A 16,915-nucleotide genomic window follows, 5' to 3' on the forward strand; every position below is an offset into this window, starting at 1 on the left:
ACATGCTAGATCGTGTTGGAGGCTTTTTTGTGGAATGCAGTCAATGGATATGGCGCATCATGCTGCTAAATTGGATTTGGATCCTTCATGTTGTGTTGGGAGGGGTGATGTTTGGGATCTTCCCAGCAACGGTTGCTCTTTTCTCAGCAACGAGAACCTGGCTAAAGGGAGACTTAGAACAGCCAATTTGGTCAGACTTTCACAGCAACTTCAAAATGCATTTTTTTCATGTAAATATTCTATGTTGGATCTACCTTTTGGTAGGCGGATTCCTGGCTTTTAATCTCTATCTTGTCAGTCAGCTGCAGGGTATCGTTGCCCTATTGTGTACTGTTGCACTAGTAATCAGCTCGATCATTTATTTGTTTTCTTTTGTCTATTTTTTTCCGTATTATGTCCATTTCAAACAAACCTTCATAGGGTACCTCATTCAGCCGCTTATCGTAGCACTTATTAGTTTTAAGCAAAATCTCATCATCGCATTGGGTCTCTTCGTTCTTGGCTATTTACTCTATCAACTGCCAGGACTGATTCCGTTTGCGGTAGGTGTCTTGCCCGCATATTGGACGATGAAGGTCTCGATGAACCGCTATAAGAATTTGCATTGGCAGAAGCCTGTCGAAGAAGGAGGAGTACTAAAATGACTGTGAAAGCAGCAGTAGAGAAAACAGCCTATATTATCTCTCATTCACACTGGGATCGAGAGTGGTACATGTCGTTTGAAGAACATCGCTACTATTTAATTCGATTGATCGACGATGTGTTGGAGCAACTTGATAAGAATCCTGATTTTCATAGTTTTCATATGGATGGACAAACGATTATGGTAGACGACTATTTAGAGATACGTCCAGAAAATCGTGAACGAGTAGAAGCGTATCTTCGTAGTGGTCGAATGGTGATCGGTCCATGGTATATGCTGCAAGACGCATTTCTAACAAGCTCGGAAGCAAATATTCGTAATCTACTATATGGGAAAAAAGATATGGAACGCTGGGGTCAAAAGGGAGGGATCGGGTATTTTCCTGACACATTCGGAATTTATGGACAAGCTCCCCAGATATTAAAACAGGCAGGAATTGATGTAGCAGCGTTTGGAAGAGGTGTTACGCCGACTGGATTTAATAACCAGGTTTTCCGTAATGAGTATACTTCACCGTATTCCGAACTTTCATGGGAAGCTCCTGACGGTTCTTCCGTACTAGGGATTCTTTTTGCCAACTGGTATTCTAATGGGAATGAAATACCAGTGGAGGCAGAACGTGCGAAAGCCTACTGGAATAAGAAGCTTGATGAATCTGGAATGTTTGCATCGACATCTCATCTTCTTTATTTGAATGGCTGTGATCATCAGCCAGTCCAAAAGGATGTAACTAAAGCCATTGATCTTGCAAATGAACTTTACGAAAACGTCCGATTTAAACATGCGAGTTTTCAAGACTATATTGAAAATGTGAAAAGCGACCTTTCAAATTCCCTCCAAACGATTAAAGGAGAGCTTCGGAATCAGAAAACAGACGGCTGGTCGACGCTCGTCAACACAGCATCGTCACGTATTTATTTAAAACAGGCAAATGATCGGTGTCAAACATTGCTAGAGAACGTTGTAGAACCGTTTGGAATTCTTACCAAAGATCGATCATTTTACCGCTCTTACTCTGAATATTTCTGGAAATTGTTAATGCAAAATCACCCCCATGATAGTATTTGCGGGTGTAGTGTGGATTCAGTTCACAGGGAAATGGAATCACGGTTTGAGAAGGTAGAGTTAGGTGCATCTAAGTTTGTTGAAGAACAGATGATGCAATTCTCAAAGGAAATCAATACATCTCACTCAAATCCAGATGCCATTCCACTTATATTCTTTGAGACATCAGGACAGCGAACAACAAAAGTTGTGAAAAAGAAGGTAATCATAAAGAAAATCTACTTTGATGAAATGAACTTTCAAGAAATTCCAGGGAAGTTAAAAGCGGAGAAACTGCCTTCTTATTCAATCGAACATTCGAACGGTCACCAGGTAGTGTGTGAAGTAAAAGATCTTGGTGTCCGTTTTGGATACGACCTTCCTGATAACGGATTTAGGAAGCCTTATTACGGTAGAGAAGTTGAAGTCACTTTCCTATATGAGGGTAGTCCTGGCTTTGGATATGATTGTTGCTTTTTATTACCTCACATATCAGATGAGATTACTTCTAAGCAAATCTGGAATGAAGATTTGAAGCAATTAGAGAACGAATACTTAGAGGTAACGATTCATCCTAATGGGAGCTATTCACTCAAAGATAAACGTACTGATCATTCGTATCAGAACCTTGGGATTTACGAAGATACAGGTGATATTGGAAATGAGTACATGTACAAGCAATCTGGTGATGGATTGATCGTGACTTCGACAGATTGCGAAATAGATTTCGAGTTACTTGAGAACAGTTCGTTATCTGCCACAGTACTGCTGAAGTCGTACTTAACTGTCCCTGAATCAGCTGATGCACTTTTACGAAAGGAACGTGAGCAATTGACCTGGCATCCTGATCGAAAAGCAGGACGGAGTGAGGAAACGACTGATATTCTCATTCGAACGATTCTAACGCTAGAAAAAGAGTCAAAAGGTCTCGAAGTAAAGGTTGAAATGATGAATATAGCAGAAGATCATCGATTAAGAGTGCTTTTTCCTGTTGGCTCTCAAGGAAAAAGTCATTTTGCAGACAGCATTTTTGAAATAGCTGAACGTCCTAATGAACCTGAAGAAGATTGGAAAAATCCTTCTGTTACCCATCATATGCAGCGCTTTGTCAGTTTGCATGATGATAAGACGGGTCTCACTATTGCCGGTAAAGGGCTTCATGAATATGAGGTAGTAAATAATGAGTGCGTTGCGCTTACGCTACTACGTTCGGTTGGTGAAATGGGAGATTGGGGAGTGTTTGAAACGCCTGAGGCACAATGTTCCGGATGGAACGATGCAGAATTTATGGTGATCCCACATGAAGGAGATGTCCTCTCTTCAAAGGCATATTTAGACGCATATAAATACGGCAGTATGCTACCAATGATTCAGGAATTGCAGCACACTGGTGATTTACCTGTCTCAAAAAGTGAATTTCATTGGGAAGGAAAGGGTCTTGTATTAACCGCAGTTAAAGCACCTGAAGAAGGGGAAGGAACGGTTCTCAGGTGGTATAACCCTACCGATCATCCTATTTCATTGATGTTGGATTATCCAGATGCACACCAAATCTACCTTTCTACCATCCTAGAGCAAAAACAAGAAGTCATGGCTGGTAAAAGAGCTGAATACATCGTAAAGCCATATGAAATAGTGTCACTATTTATTGAAACAACACCAACTTTTGATAAGGAGTCCTGATCGATGAATGATAAGAAAACAGTCATTCCAGCATCGTTTCAACGCATCATAAAAACGGTTAATCAAGATTACGAAAAGGATGGAGAGCTTAGTAAGCTTTTTGAACAATGTTTTTTAAACACGTATATGACAACACTTCAGGAAGATACAGAAGGAACTTTTGTTATAACTGGTGATATCCCTGCTATGTGGCTTAGAGATTCTGCTGCTCAAGTACGTCCTTATTTAACTGTAGCGGGAGAAGACGAAGGCGTTGCACGTTGGTTGGAGCAGGTGATCGAGCGACAATGGCGATATATCCTTCATGATCCATATGCAAATGCATTTAATCGGGAAGCAACCGGTGCGGGCCATCAGAACGATCATACAGAAATGAGTCCTCTGATCTGGGAAAGAAAGTATGAGGTGGATTCACTCTGTTACCCGATTCAATTAACCTACCTTTATTGGAAAGCAACAGGTGACGATCGGATATTAAAGCCTGTTCTTAAGGAGGTGCTCGAAACGATCTTTAAGGTATGGAAGCTTGAACAGCATCATGAAGTATGTTCTTCTTATCGTTTTGAGCGAAGCGATTGTAAAGTTTCAGATACGCTTCTTCGGGGAGGAGTCGGGGGAGATTCTACCTATACGGGTATGACATGGTCTGGCTTTAGGCCAAGTGATGATGCCTGCTTGTACGGCTATCTCATACCGGCAAATATGTTTGCAGTCGTGGTGCTTCAGTATGCAGATGACATGCTACGGGCGATGGGAGAAGACGAGCTTGCTCATAACATGCTGCTTCTTCGAGATGAAATTCGAAATGGCATTGAGCAATACGGAAAGGTTAATCATCCGATTTTTGGAGAGATATACGTATACGAGACTGACGGGAAAGGGAACGTCAATCTGATGGACGATGCGAATGTTCCAAGTTTGTTATCTATGCCTTATCTTGGATATTGTTCTCCTGATGATCCAACGTATCTAAATACTCGAAACTTCATTCTAAGCAGACACAACCCTTATTATTATGAAGGAGAGGTTGCAAGTGGAATTGGGAGCCCTCATACTCCTGACCACTATATCTGGCATATCTCACTGGCGATTCAAGGCATGACTTCGAGTTGTGGTTCTGAGAAGGAATCTATCCTAGAAGTGATGAAAAAAACGCATGGAGGAACCTACTATATGCATGAAGGATTTAATGCCAGTCGACCTGAGGATTTTACTCGGTCATGGTTTGCTTGGGCGAATTCGGTGTTCAGCGAATTTGTTCTAAGTACATTAGGAATTCATGTACCGGGTAGTCCTCTATCCCATAAATAAATACAGGCACAACACCTATTGAACAGGGGGACATTATGTTTTATCGAATTGAAAAGCTTCAAAATCGTATTAACGAAATCAGTGGTTTTCGCTATCGCCAAAAGATACAGATTTCTTCCTTCTCTGTCTATGAACCTAGCGAGGGGGAAGAAACGCACCTGCCTGCAACCTATTCTGAAAGAAAGATGAAACGAAATGACACTTGGTCAGGAAGAGATCGCTACATTTGGCTTCATACCGAGCTAGAGTTACCTAATCATTTTCAAGATGAACACGATCAAGTGGTGCTATTTATAGATGCAGGACGCACCGGAGGGGGAAATAACTCTGGCTTCGAATCTCTTCTATATGTGAATAAAGAGCCCTTTCAGGGTGTTGATTCCAATCATATGGAAGTGCTGCTGCCCTCGCCTTGTCCTTCGGTTGTAGACATCGACATGATGCTCTGGTCAGGCCTTGAAGGTGGAGGAGTACCTCAAGAACAGTTTTACAGGTTGAAGGAAGCGTGGTATGGCATTCTTGATAAGCGTGTAGACCAATTCTATTATCTAACGTATGCCATACTTTCTACCGTTAAGAATCAGCAGGAAGAAGATGCAACTCGTTCGATTCTTCTAACTCTCTTAGATAAAGCCTTTAAGCTCATTAACTGGGCAGAACCTGGAACAGGAAGGTTCTATGAAACAATTTATGAAGCACTTTCTATCCTAGAGGGCGAGTTAGCATCAGTTGACAATCGATCAGATATAACGGTTCATACTATAGGACATTCTCATATCGATTTAGCGTGGCTGTGGCGAGTAAAGCATACAAAAGAGAAAGCAAAGCGTACATTTTCTACTGTGCTCAGGTTGGGAGAGCTTTATCAGGACTATACCTATCTACAAAGTCAGCCACAGCTTTATCAGTGGGTGAAGGAAGAAGAGCCTGAATTGTTTGAGCGAATTAAGGAAATGGTGAAAAGCGGGCAATGGGAAGTAGAAGGAGGGATGTGGGTAGAAGCCGATTGTAACATTCCATCGGGCGAATCTCTTGTTCGGCAGTTATTATATGGAAAGAAATTTATTAAGGATGAGTTTTCTATCGACAGTAGCGTTCTCTGGTTGCCCGATGTCTTTGGTTATAGCTGGGCCTTACCTCAAATCCTAAAGAAATCAGGAATTGATACGTTTATGACTACTAAAATCAGCTGGAATCAATACAATCGAATGCCACATGACACGTTTCAATGGAAGGGGATTGACGGGACTGAGATTCTAACTCATTTCATTACGACTCCTGAGCCAGGACGGCCTAGCGATGCGTGGTTTTATACGTACAATGGGCTGATAACAGCTGAAACCATCAAGGGAATCTGGGAAAAGTATCAGGATAAAGAGATTAACCGAGATCTCCTTTTAGCATATGGGTATGGAGATGGAGGGGGTGGGGTCAATCGGGAGATGCTCGAACTGAAACGTCAGTTTGATCGAATCCCAGGAATGCCGTCTGTCATATCTTCCACCGCTTCATCTTACTTTTCTAAGCTTCATGAAACGATTCAACAAACAGAACAATATGTTCACAAATGGGATGGAGAATTGTATTTAGAATATCATCGAGGTACATACACAAGCCAGGCTAACATGAAGAAACAAAACAGGCGACTTGAACAGGATTTTCGTAGAACAGAGCTGTTAGCTGTCATGGACAGCCTTTCAGGGAGCTGGGACTCATACCCAGTGGCAGACATTGAAAAAGGCTGGAAGAAACTCCTGTTAAATCAGTTTCATGACATTATTCCTGGATCCTCGATTAAAGAAGTATATGAAGATGCAGCCGAAGAATATTTGGAAGCACACCAGATCAAACAGACTTTATTTGAACAACATACTCAATTGGCAATAGAGAAAGAGGAAGGATTCTGGTCTTTCTTTCATCCATTACAATACTCTCAGCCATTCCTAATTACTCTCCCAAGTGACTCAGGAAAAGAATTCATGATGAATGGGGTTTCACTCACTTCACAGAAGACCGCTAGAGGTCAGCAGCTTGTTCTGGTAGAAGACATCAACCCTTTTGCTTATCATGTCATTGAGAGTAGTGGAGAAAAACCACAGGTAACGGAGCCATTGAGTGAAGTTAACCTTCAAAATGAATCGCTGATAAATGAAAGATATGAAATTGAATGGAATTTATATGGTCAACTGATAAGAATTTTTGATAAATTAGAACAGAGGGAAATGATTGCTCCTGAGTCATCAGGAAATGTCTTTCGTTTATTTGAAGACAAACCTATGGCGCATGATGCCTGGGACATTGATATGTTTTATATGGAGAAATCAACGACCATTCAGACACTTAGCCGCTGTGAACTTATAGGGAATGGCCCGTTACGAACGACTATCTTATTTGCATGGGATTGGCCTGGAGCTGAAATTATTCAGTATATGCATTTTTATAAGCATACGGGTCGAATTGACTTCCAAACAGAAGTCAATTGGACAGCGAGGCAACAGCTTCTAAAGGTGGAATTTCCACTCGATATTCAAACAACCGAAGCGCTTTTTGATATTCAGTTTGGGAATGTGAAAAGACCTACGCACTGGAATACGTCATGGGATGCTGCAAGGTTCGAAACGGTTGGTCATAAATGGGCGGCACTTACTGAGCCTTATTACGGCATCGGTCTTTTGAACGACAGTAAGTATGGCTATTCAGCAAAAGGAAATGTCCTTTCTCTTACGCTATTAAAAGGGGCAATTCACCCAGACCCTGAAGCAGATATCGGTGTGCATCATTTTACTTATTCGCTCTTTCCATTTAAAGGAGAAGGTAGAAAGAGAGATTTAGAGAAAGAGGCAGCTTGTTTGAATACTGAAGGGAAAGTCGTTAAAGGGAAGGCATTAGCATGCCATACAGATTCTCTACTAACTCTTTCAAGTGATCAGGTTGTCATTGATGCTGTGAAGAAAGGAGAAACTACCAATCGGGTGATTGTAAGGATGCATGAGATGGAAGGAGCTAGAGCAAGTGTACATCTAAGCTCTGTATATCCAATAAAGGAGTGGCGAGAAGTTAACCTCATGGAGACAATCCCATACACTAAGTATAGCGAAGAGCCGGTTCAACTCCTTTTCTCCCCATACGAAATAAAAACGATTGAACTTACAATTTAATACGCTTAACAGGGACCTTGGGAGTCCCTGTTTGTTTCTATTACTGGATACTTATTAGGATGTGAGAAAATGAAAGCGCTTATTGCGTTTATGAAGAAACTTAGTGGAAGAATGTTTTATAGAATCTTTTTTACCTATACAACAATCATTCTTCTTTCAATGTCTGCATTGTTTCTTATTCTTTCTTCCTATTATTCGGACTTTGTTATTCAAAGAGAGATGGACCGTCAACGAAATGTGATGGAAGAAATTCAAGCTGAGCTCCAAAAAAAGCACGCATTTGTGAAACAAGGTATTCGTCAGCTTTATTTGGATAAAGCGCTGATTCAAGATCTATCATTTGCTCTTCAGCACGATTATCATGCTTATCTAAGCTACCGGTTGGACAAGTATTATAACAGTGATTCATTTGTACCGTATAACTTTGATATTTTTGTTAGTAATTACTTTTCAAGTGATTCAGAAGTAATGGCAGCCGTCGTACGAAACGATACATATGGTTCACAATATGAGTATATTTACGATCATTCTAAGTGGAAGCGGTTAATTGAGGATGAGAGTAACTTGAACGGGAATCTTCCAAAAAATGCATATATCATTCGTGAGCAAATTAATGATCCAACCTCACTCGACCGTCTAGGAACGATTGACGTCTTCTTTTCTTATAAGAACATTAGTCGGTTGTTATCGTTGAGAGATAATCAATCAGATGTCTCGTATAAAATAATGGACGAGGATGGGATCGTGCGCTTCTCATATGGAGATCGTGATGACGCAATGGAAGAAAAGGCACTCTCTTATCAATCGGTTCAAGAAGGGTATGTGGAGGACGGAGGCTATCTTGTTCAAGGATTAGTGGATCCTGTGAGTGAGTTGATGATTACAGCCACAATTCCTGAGTCAAAGATATCTAGCTTGACCTCTTATAAATTCCCTATTTTTATGATCATTCTGGTGTTGACAATTTTTTCCGTTGTAATTCCTTATCTATCGCTAAAGAATTACTCAAAAAGAGTTCATCAGATGAAACGTAAAATGAGAGAAGTGCAACAGGGTGATCTGACCGTAAGAATGGCTACGACAACTTCAGATGATGATCTCAATGTGATTTCCTCCACGTTTAATGAAACACTGGATACGTTAGATGACTATATGAATAAGGTTTATTTTTCAAAGTTGAAACAGAAAGAAGCAGAGCTTGCTAATCTTCAGGCACAGATTAATCCTCATTTCCTTTACAATACGTTAGAAGCCATTCGAATGAAATCATTAGCAGAAGGCGGGAAAGTGACAGGAAAAATGATTGTACAGCTTGCTGATCTGTTTAGACACTCTTTGCAAACAGCAGAGCTCATATCAGTTCAAGATGAGAAGGATCATGCGTACCAGTATCTTGAGCTATTCAAAATTCGATTCCCTGATCAACTCACTAGTGAGTTTGCAATCGACCCATCACTGAAGCATGCTTATGTTCCTCCATTCATCTTACAACCAATAATTGAGAATTATTTACTGCATGGGTTGAAGAGAGACTCTTATCATAACCATATTCAAATAAAGCTATCAATTTACAACGAGCGCTTACGTATTGTCATTACTGATAATGGAAAGGGTATTGAACCGATTCAGTTAAAGCAGATACAGGAACGATTGAGACTCACACATAATACATCGGACTCAATTGGTCTTAATAACGTCAATGAACGAATTAAGATGAAGTTTGGAGAAGAATACGGTATTACGATTGAGAGTGAACTGGAAGTTTGTACGAAAGTTCAGGTAGAGCTTCCATTACTATGGGAGGTGGAGGATTATGATCAACGTTATGCTAGTGGATGATGAGCCGCTCATTGTCGAGGGGATGCGTAATATTATTGATTGGAATGAATACGGCTTTCATGTTGTGGCTACTTCCTCAAATGGAAGAGATGCGCTTGATCGAATACAGCATATGAAAGTAGATATTCTTATTACGGATATTCAGATGCCTGAATTAACTGGTCTTGAGCTAATTGAAGTGATAAAGGAAAAAGATCCTTCTATTCGTTCACTTGTTTTAACCGGATATAGAGAATTTCATCTCATTAAACAAGGGTTAGAATTAGGGATTGAAAACTACTTATTAAAACCAATTAATGAAGAAGAATTGATTTCTTCACTTCTTCATATTAAGGAGAAACTAAATCGTTCATCACTTGAGGAGGAATCAGAACTTGTACTGCGAGATCATGCGATCTGGCGTTGGATTCAAGGGAAAATGAGTGATGATGAATGCAAGCGTAGGCTATCGCTTTATCCAGCAATTCAGTTAACACCTCGTTTTGCAATGGCACTGATCAAGGTTGAATGGGAGGAGCGAGAAGAAGACTTTTTATTCAGAATCCAACGTCAGCTAGAAACGGAGACGACAACTGTATGTGTGATTACACCATTGGGAGACTTGCTGCTGATATGGAGTCAATGTGAAAACGATGAAAATTGCGAATCAGAATGGAAATATGCCAAAAGTATTTTTACCCAGTATAATACGGAGATTGATCTTGTTTATGCTACTCAAACTGGAATTAACTTACTGAGTGAGATACCTGCTGCATACAAAGAGTTAGAAAGACATTGTGAGTTGAAGCTTCTTCTGCCTAAAGAAGACCATCCTCTGGCAGATGAACTGTATACAGAGCAATTCATCCATCACGTGCATGATTTAAAAGAATCTAGTAACTTTTTAAGCCAAGATTTACTTGAACAATTGGCTAATCATGAATTTCAGCGTGTTACATTATCAATTAAAGCTTTATTAACCTATTTCGATCAACAAAATCAGCCTTTGATGTTAAAAAGTATTTTGCTAGAATTATTCTATCATGTGAAGAACCATTTCTTTATTCCTCTTGAATATGAAACCTATGTAACAATGGTTCACCGCATTATGTCGGTGGAAGCAGCTGAAGAGGGAATGGAAATCTTTCAGGAGTGCATAAAACTAATTGACTATACTCCTGTATCGAACCGAGAGCATAGTCCAATCATAGAAACCGTGTTGCACTATATTCATCAGAATTATGTGGAGGATATGTCACTTAAAACGTTAGGCCACAAATTTCATGTGAATTCCATATATCTTGGGCAGTTATTTCAAAAAGAAGTCTCTTCATCCTTTACGAAATACTTAAACAGAATAAGAATTGAACGTGCCAAGCAACTCTTGCAAAACTCTCATGAAAAAGCAGGTAGTATCGGCAAAAAGGTTGGCTATGGTGATGCTACATACTTTTATAAACAATTTAAGAAGTTTGAGAACGTGACGCCAACTGAGTGGCGTCATCAGCATAAATAACTTGAACAAATAAGGTCCTCTAATGAGGGTCTTCTTTTTTATCTATTTTAAAAGTGGAGAAGCTCTAGCAAGGAGGTCATTTTCGAGGATTCACCTTACCGCAAAAAGACTAGTACGCTTACTGTCTCCTATTAATTTTTGACAGTAAACCTTGACTATCTTAACTACCAACCGATGAAAGGGTTTTCATATAATAAAGGTAAGAGAAAAGAAGTGGAGCTAGCATGATGAATTGCTGCTCATCACCTTGTAGCTTACACGAAGGGGGGGATTCAATTGAGCTGGTTAAAACAATTTGCAAAGAATCTTTATAGCAATCGGATATGGTTGCTGATGACCTTACCAGGTTTAATCTGGTTTATTATTTTTGCATATTTACCTATGTTCGGACAGATTATTGCCTTTAAGGATTTCAGGTTTCACCCAGATGGATTTTTTGCTAGTGTCATGCATAGTGAATGGATTGGATTAGATAATTTCGAATTTCTATTCAGTACAAATGATGCATTTCTGATTACGCGTAATACCGTTCTGTATAATCTTGTGTTTATTGTTCTAGGTGTTGTTCTGGCTGTCGGCGTAGCAATTCTTCTAAGTGAAATTACGAAACAGAAGTTCGCGAAAATTTATCAAACAGGTATGCTTTTTCCACACTTTCTTTCTTGGGTAGTTGTTAGTTATTTTGTCTTCACTTTTCTTAGTGTCGATAAGGGGTTGATAAATAGTGCTCTCGAAATTTTCGGCATCGATGCACGATCTTGGTACAATGAACCATCCTTCTGGCCCTATATCTTAATCGCAGTGAGTCAGTGGAAAGGGATCGGGTTTGGAAGTATTGTTTATCTAGCTGCCATTGTCGGAATTGACCGAAGCTATTATGAAGCAGCCATGATTGATGGTGCAAACAAGTGGCAGCAAATTCGACATGTGACGATTCCCATGATCATGCCGATCATCATTATTCTTACCATTCTAAACATCGGAAATATTTTTAGTGCAGACTTTGGACTCTTCTATCAGGTTCCAAGAGACTCCGGACCGCTTTATTCTGTTACAAACGTAATTGATACGTATGTTTACAGAGGCTTAATGACCATGGGTGATATTGGCATGAGCACAGCTGCAGGCCTCTATCAGGCGACTGTAGGGTTTGTCCTCATCCTCATTACCAATTACATTGTCCGAAAAGTAGATGAGGAGAATGCGTTGTTCTAAGGAAAATGAGAGGAGGGAAATAGTTGAACCTGCCCAATGTTTCAAATGAAGTAAAAGCGAGTAAGGTTTCACGAAAAGAGAAGTTGAGAAAAGCTAAGGCTTATAATCCATACGGATTCAGTGGAAAAGTCAATGTTTTCATACATATTCTTCTGGCATCCTTTGCTTTTCTTTGTATTTTTCCTTTCATTTACGTCATTATCATCTCTTTGACCAGTGAACAATCACTTGCCGAGCACGGCTATAGTATTTTTCCACAGGAATGGAGCCTTGATGCGTATCGTTATTTAATAACGATGAAAGAACAGCTTCTCCAAGCCTACGGCGTTACGATTCTAATAACTGTTTTAGGAACCTTGATAAGTGTTTCGATCATTGCATTATACAGTTATGCCATTTCAAGAAAGCAATTCATTTATAGAAAGCAATTTACGTTTATCGCGTTCTTTACAATGCTGTTTAGCGGTGGAATGGTACCATTCTACATTGTTGTCACTCAATTTCTTGATCTAAAGAATACGATCTGGGCCCTCATTCTACCACTTGCGGTGAATGCATTCTATATCATAATTATGCGGACATTTTTTCAGCAATCTGTTCCTGAACCGATCCTTGAATCAGCACGTATTGACGGAGCCGGTGAGTTTAGAATCTTTATGCAAATTGTTGTGCCACTAGCCATTCCTGGTATAGCTACGATTGCGCTCTTTAGCACGCTTGCTTACTGGAATGACTGGTTTAACGCTCTCTTGTTTATTGATAATCCTAATCTCATTCCTCTGCAGTCGCTCTTAATGAAAATAGAAAATAATATCGATTTTATTCGACAAAACTCCATGATTAGTCAGAATTCTTCACTGTTAAATTCTATACCTGAGGACTCGGCAAAGATGGCGATTGTTGTTATTGCTACCTTACCAATTGCGTTATCTTATCCGTTCTTCCAGAAGTATTTTGTTAAAGGTTTAACGATTGGCGGGGTAAAAGAATAGGTTCTAAAAGGAATTTTCCTTTAAAAATAAACCATTGATAAGAAAGTGGGGAAAGTATGAAAAAAATAATGGTGTTGTGCTTACTTCTAGTTGGTGTACTCGGTATCATGAGTGCTTGTAGTGGTGATGAAGAAAGCGACACAAAGGGGAAGGCTTCAGCTGGTGAGGTCGAATTAAAGTGGTATATGATCGGTACCCCTCAGACTGACCTAGACAAAGTAATGGCTGAAGTGAACAAGTATACCAATGATAAGATCAATGCGACAGTTGATTTAAAATTAATTGATTGGGGCGATTATGATGAACGAATGCAGGTTATTACTGCTTCTGCTGAGGAATATGATATCGCCTTTACAAGTTCGTGGGCTAATAACTACGCCTTAAATGCAAGAAAAGGTGCTTTTCTCGAATTGAATGATTTGCTTGATGACCATGGTAATGAAATGAAAGAAGCCATAAACCCCAGGTTCTTAGAAGGTGCAAAGATCGATGGGTCTCTCTATGCGATTCCTACTAACAAAGAGCTTGGACAGCAAACTGTTTTTGCATTCAACAATGAACTAGTCGTAAAACACAATCTCGACACTTCAAAAGTAGATTCAATTGAAGACCTTGAACCTTTGCTGGAAGTGATTAAGAAGGAAGAACCTAATGTTTCACCGATCGCAACGTTTGATGCGTATCTTCCATTTGACTATATTTTACAAGGTGAAATGCCTTTCGCATTTCGTCTAGACGGAAATACAGATGAAGTGATCAACGTTTACGAAGAAGATGTTACGATGGAAACCCTTAAAACGATGCATAGCTATTACAATAAGGGATACATTCGCTCCGATGCGGCAACAAGCACGGATTCATGGCCGCTTGAAGTGAACAACTGGTTTGTGCGTAAAGAACTTTATCAACCTTATGCAGAAAAGATCTGGTCCAGATCTGCTGGATATGAAATCGTAGCAGAACCGCTGCACGAACCCTATATATTTAACAATTCCGTAACTGGATCAATGCAGGCTATTTCAGCAACATCCAAGAATCCAGAAAAAGCAATGGAATTTTTAAATCTATTAAATACAGATGAGTATTTGCGCAACTTATTGGACAAGGGTATTGAGGGTGAACACTATGAAGAGCTTGACAATGGAAAGATCAAAGACCTTCCTGCTAGAGTTGAGCGATACAACATGCCTAGTTTCGCTATCGGTAACCAGCTAATCCTTAAGTTATATGAGGATGATCCAGAGGATAAGTGGGAAGCATTTGAGGAGTTCAACGAAAATTCAGTTCCTTCTCCAGCCCTAGGTTTTTATTTCGATTCAAATCCAGTTCGCACGGAAATTGCAGCAATTTCTAACGTCACAAGCGAGTATTCACCTGCCCTTCTGAAAGGGGCTGTTGATCCTGAGGAGTACCTTCCTAAGTTTAATGAAAAGCTAGAGGAAGCTGGTATTCAAAAAGTACTTGATGAAATTCAGTCTCAGTATGATGAATGGAAAAAGAACCAAGGAAAGTAATAATAACATAAATCTTATAGAGACCCTGTTGGTTTACTGACAGGGTCTCCTTAATGGAGGAGGAATTTGAAAATGTATCTTGGTGCGATTGAAGCAGGAGGTACAAAGTTTGTTTGTGCAGTTGGAACACCATCAGGAGAGGTTCTTCAGAAAACCACATTGCCTACAACTAAACCAGAAGAAACCCTTCGTGAAATTGAACTCTTTTTTTCAAACTATGATATTAGTGGGTTAGGCGTCGGCAGCTTTGGTCCAATCGACTTAAATAAACATAGCAAGGGGTATGGAAGAATAGTAAATACTCCAAAAAGTGATTGGAAAAATTTCGATTTGCTTGGTTCTCTCAAAAGATGCTTCTCTGTCCCTATTTATTTAGATACTGATGTGAATGTTGCTGCTCTAGGAGAATATAAATTCGGAGCTGGTAGGGATGTAGAAAGCGTATTGTATATTACTGTTGGCACAGGAATAGGTGCAGGGTTTGTTAAAGGTGGAGAAACCTTTATTGGAAGACAGCATCCTGAGATGGGACATATTAGAGTAGAGCAGGAGCCACATGATTCATTCAAAGGCAGCTGTTCATATCATGGGAACTGTTTAGAAGGCTTAGCTTCTGGTACAGCAATCTACGAGAGATATGGAAAAAAAGGTAAACTGCTTTCTGAAAATGAAGATGCCTGGGAACTGGTCTCCTATTATTTGGCACAGGCTATCGTTACATACTCCCTTGTTTTATCACCAGATCGGATTATTTTAGGGGGAGGAGTTATGAAACAAACTAAACTCTATGAGTTAATTAGAAGGAAAACGTCAGGTCTAATGAATGACTATATGGAACTTCCTGAGATGGAGGAATACATAGTTGCTCCTTCACTTAAGGATGAACAAGGAGTTATGGGTGCACTTTCTTTAGTGAATTGGGGAATGGAGTTAGAGGAATGTAAAAGTTGAGATATATGGTTAGATGATTCACCTCTAACAGAATGCTGTACTAGTAGGCAAATCAACTGGTTTTCCCTTTTTTATGTTTTGTAAAAGGAATTTGAGTAAGGATCTTGAAGCATTCCAAACGAGACATTTTTTAATGTACCCTGCCGAATAAGCAGGGTACTTTGTCTTAATAGAATACAGAATGTCGGAGGTAGTTATTATGGGTTCCCTAAAAGGGAAAATTGCAATCGTCGCAGGTGGAACGAGAGGAGCTGGAAGGGGGATTTCAGTTAAGTTAGGTGAAGCGGGAGCTACAGTTTATGTAACAGGAAGAACAACTTCAAAGAGTCAATCCCCTATGAAGCGTAAGGAGACAATTGAAGAAACAGCTGAGATGGTTACAAAATCTGGTGGATTAGGGATACCCGTCAGAGTCGATCATACCGTTGAAACTGAAGTCGTTGAATTGATGAATCTAGTAAAAAGAGAAAGTGGACGACTAGATATTTTAGTCAACGATGTATGGGGTGGGGATCCGTTGACAGAGTGGGGGAAGCCGATAGGTGAACATAGCTTATCAAAAGGACTCCAAATGCAAAAGCAGGCTGTAGAATCTCATATTATTACAGCTCATCATAGTATTCCGTTGTTTAAAGAAAATGATGGAGGATTAATAATAGAGATTACCGATGGGGTTGATTATAAGCCACGGGGAAATTTTTATTACAGTTTAGCAAAAGTATCAACTATACATATGGCTCAGGCAATGGCAGCTGACTTAATAGATGATAAAATCACCTCCATCGCTGTAACACCAGGATTTTTAAGGTCTGAAGCAATGCTTGAATTGATGGGAATTACGGAAGAAAATTGGAAAGAAGGAGTGAAAGTAGATCAACATTTTATTGCATCTGAGTCGCCTTATTACATTGGTGAAGCAATTAAATGTTTAGCTTCTGATCCTGAAATAGCTAGAAAAACTGGAGGAATATATAGTACATGGGAACTTTCAGAGCAATATGGCTTTAAAGACATTGATGGAACACAACCCCATTGGGGGAATTATTTCAGAGATCATGTAAAAGATTAAT

11 protein-coding genes are annotated in these 16,915 nt (G+C 39.7%); all 11 read left to right on the top strand.

What is annotated here, in order from left to right:
• Nucleotides 1–2 precede the first annotated feature (2 nt).
• The 11 genes from ACXAEY_RS09445 to ACXAEY_RS09495 all read left to right on the top strand — a co-directional run bounded on the left by ACXAEY_RS09445 (nt 3) and on the right by ACXAEY_RS09495 (nt 16,914).
• A complete protein-coding gene (locus ACXAEY_RS09445; RefSeq protein WP_474811575.1) occupies nt 3–644 on the top strand; it encodes a YesL family protein in 642 nt (213 codons plus the stop codon).
• Nucleotides 641–3,370 carry an alpha-mannosidase gene (locus ACXAEY_RS09450; RefSeq protein ID WP_474811577.1) on the top strand — a complete coding sequence of 910 codons (2,730 nt, stop codon included), beginning with the start codon at nt 641–643 and terminating at the stop codon, nt 3,368–3,370. Before ACXAEY_RS09445 ends, ACXAEY_RS09450 begins: the two co-directional genes overlap by 4 nt.
• Nucleotides 3,371–3,373: 3 nt before the next feature.
• On the top strand, nt 3,374–4,681 hold the full coding sequence (locus ACXAEY_RS09455) for a glycoside hydrolase family 125 protein (protein WP_474811579.1): 1,308 nt from the start codon (nt 3,374–3,376) through the stop codon (nt 4,679–4,681).
• Between the two features lie 35 nt (nt 4,682–4,716).
• Complete coding sequence (locus ACXAEY_RS09460; protein WP_474811581.1) at nt 4,717–7,839, top strand: alpha-mannosidase; 3,123 nt, start codon at nt 4,717–4,719, stop codon at nt 7,837–7,839.
• Between the two features lie 69 nt (nt 7,840–7,908).
• Nucleotides 7,909–9,678, top strand: coding sequence for a sensor histidine kinase (locus tag ACXAEY_RS09465; RefSeq protein ID WP_474811583.1), 1,770 nt, complete (start codon nt 7,909–7,911; stop codon nt 9,676–9,678).
• Nucleotides 9,653–11,173: a response regulator transcription factor gene (locus tag ACXAEY_RS09470; RefSeq protein WP_474811585.1), complete on the top strand. Its 1,521-nt coding sequence runs from the start codon at nt 9,653–9,655 to the stop codon at nt 11,171–11,173. Before ACXAEY_RS09465 ends, ACXAEY_RS09470 begins: the two co-directional genes overlap by 26 nt.
• 333 nt (nt 11,174–11,506) lie before the next feature.
• On the top strand, nt 11,507–12,388 hold the full coding sequence (locus ACXAEY_RS09475; protein ID WP_474814787.1) for an ABC transporter permease: 882 nt from the start codon (nt 11,507–11,509) through the stop codon (nt 12,386–12,388).
• A 29-nt stretch (nt 12,389–12,417) separates the two neighbouring features.
• On the top strand, nt 12,418–13,380 hold the full coding sequence (locus tag ACXAEY_RS09480) for a carbohydrate ABC transporter permease (RefSeq protein WP_474814789.1): 963 nt from the start codon (nt 12,418–12,420) through the stop codon (nt 13,378–13,380).
• Between the two features lie 56 nt (nt 13,381–13,436).
• On the top strand, nt 13,437–14,894 hold the full coding sequence (locus tag ACXAEY_RS09485; RefSeq protein WP_474811586.1) for an ABC transporter substrate-binding protein: 1,458 nt from the start codon (nt 13,437–13,439) through the stop codon (nt 14,892–14,894).
• Between the two features lie 72 nt (nt 14,895–14,966).
• The gene (locus tag ACXAEY_RS09490) at nt 14,967–15,845 is read left to right on the top strand and encodes an ROK family protein (protein WP_474814791.1); all 879 of its coding nucleotides are present in this window, start codon (nt 14,967–14,969) and stop codon (nt 15,843–15,845) included.
• Between the two features lie 199 nt (nt 15,846–16,044).
• Nucleotides 16,045–16,914 carry an SDR family oxidoreductase gene (locus tag ACXAEY_RS09495; RefSeq protein ID WP_474811588.1) on the top strand — a complete coding sequence of 290 codons (870 nt, stop codon included), beginning with the start codon at nt 16,045–16,047 and terminating at the stop codon, nt 16,912–16,914.
• Nucleotide 16,915 lies beyond the last annotated feature (1 nt).

It is taken from the genome of Anaerobacillus sp. ABA4_114 (assembly GCF_056159065.1).

Bases quoted from the DNA above. Each gene is read 5' to 3' on its own strand.
- ACXAEY_RS09445 (WP_474811575.1), top strand. From the start codon at position 3: ATGCTAGATCGTGTTGGAGGCTTTTTTGTGGAATGCAGTCAATGGATA.
- ACXAEY_RS09450 (WP_474811577.1), top strand. From the start codon at position 641: ATGACTGTGAAAGCAGCAGTAGAGAAAACAGCCTATATTATCTCTCAT.
- ACXAEY_RS09455 (WP_474811579.1), top strand. From the start codon at position 3,374: ATGAATGATAAGAAAACAGTCATTCCAGCATCGTTTCAACGCATCATA.
- ACXAEY_RS09460 (WP_474811581.1), top strand. From the start codon at position 4,717: ATGTTTTATCGAATTGAAAAGCTTCAAAATCGTATTAACGAAATCAGT.
- ACXAEY_RS09465 (WP_474811583.1), top strand. From the start codon at position 7,909: ATGAAAGCGCTTATTGCGTTTATGAAGAAACTTAGTGGAAGAATGTTT.
- ACXAEY_RS09470 (WP_474811585.1), top strand. From the start codon at position 9,653: ATGATCAACGTTATGCTAGTGGATGATGAGCCGCTCATTGTCGAGGGG.
- ACXAEY_RS09475 (WP_474814787.1), top strand. From the start codon at position 11,507: ATGACCTTACCAGGTTTAATCTGGTTTATTATTTTTGCATATTTACCT.
- ACXAEY_RS09485 (WP_474811586.1), top strand. From the start codon at position 13,437: ATGAAAAAAATAATGGTGTTGTGCTTACTTCTAGTTGGTGTACTCGGT.
- ACXAEY_RS09490 (WP_474814791.1), top strand. From the start codon at position 14,967: ATGTATCTTGGTGCGATTGAAGCAGGAGGTACAAAGTTTGTTTGTGCA.
- ACXAEY_RS09495 (WP_474811588.1), top strand. From the start codon at position 16,045: ATGGGTTCCCTAAAAGGGAAAATTGCAATCGTCGCAGGTGGAACGAGA.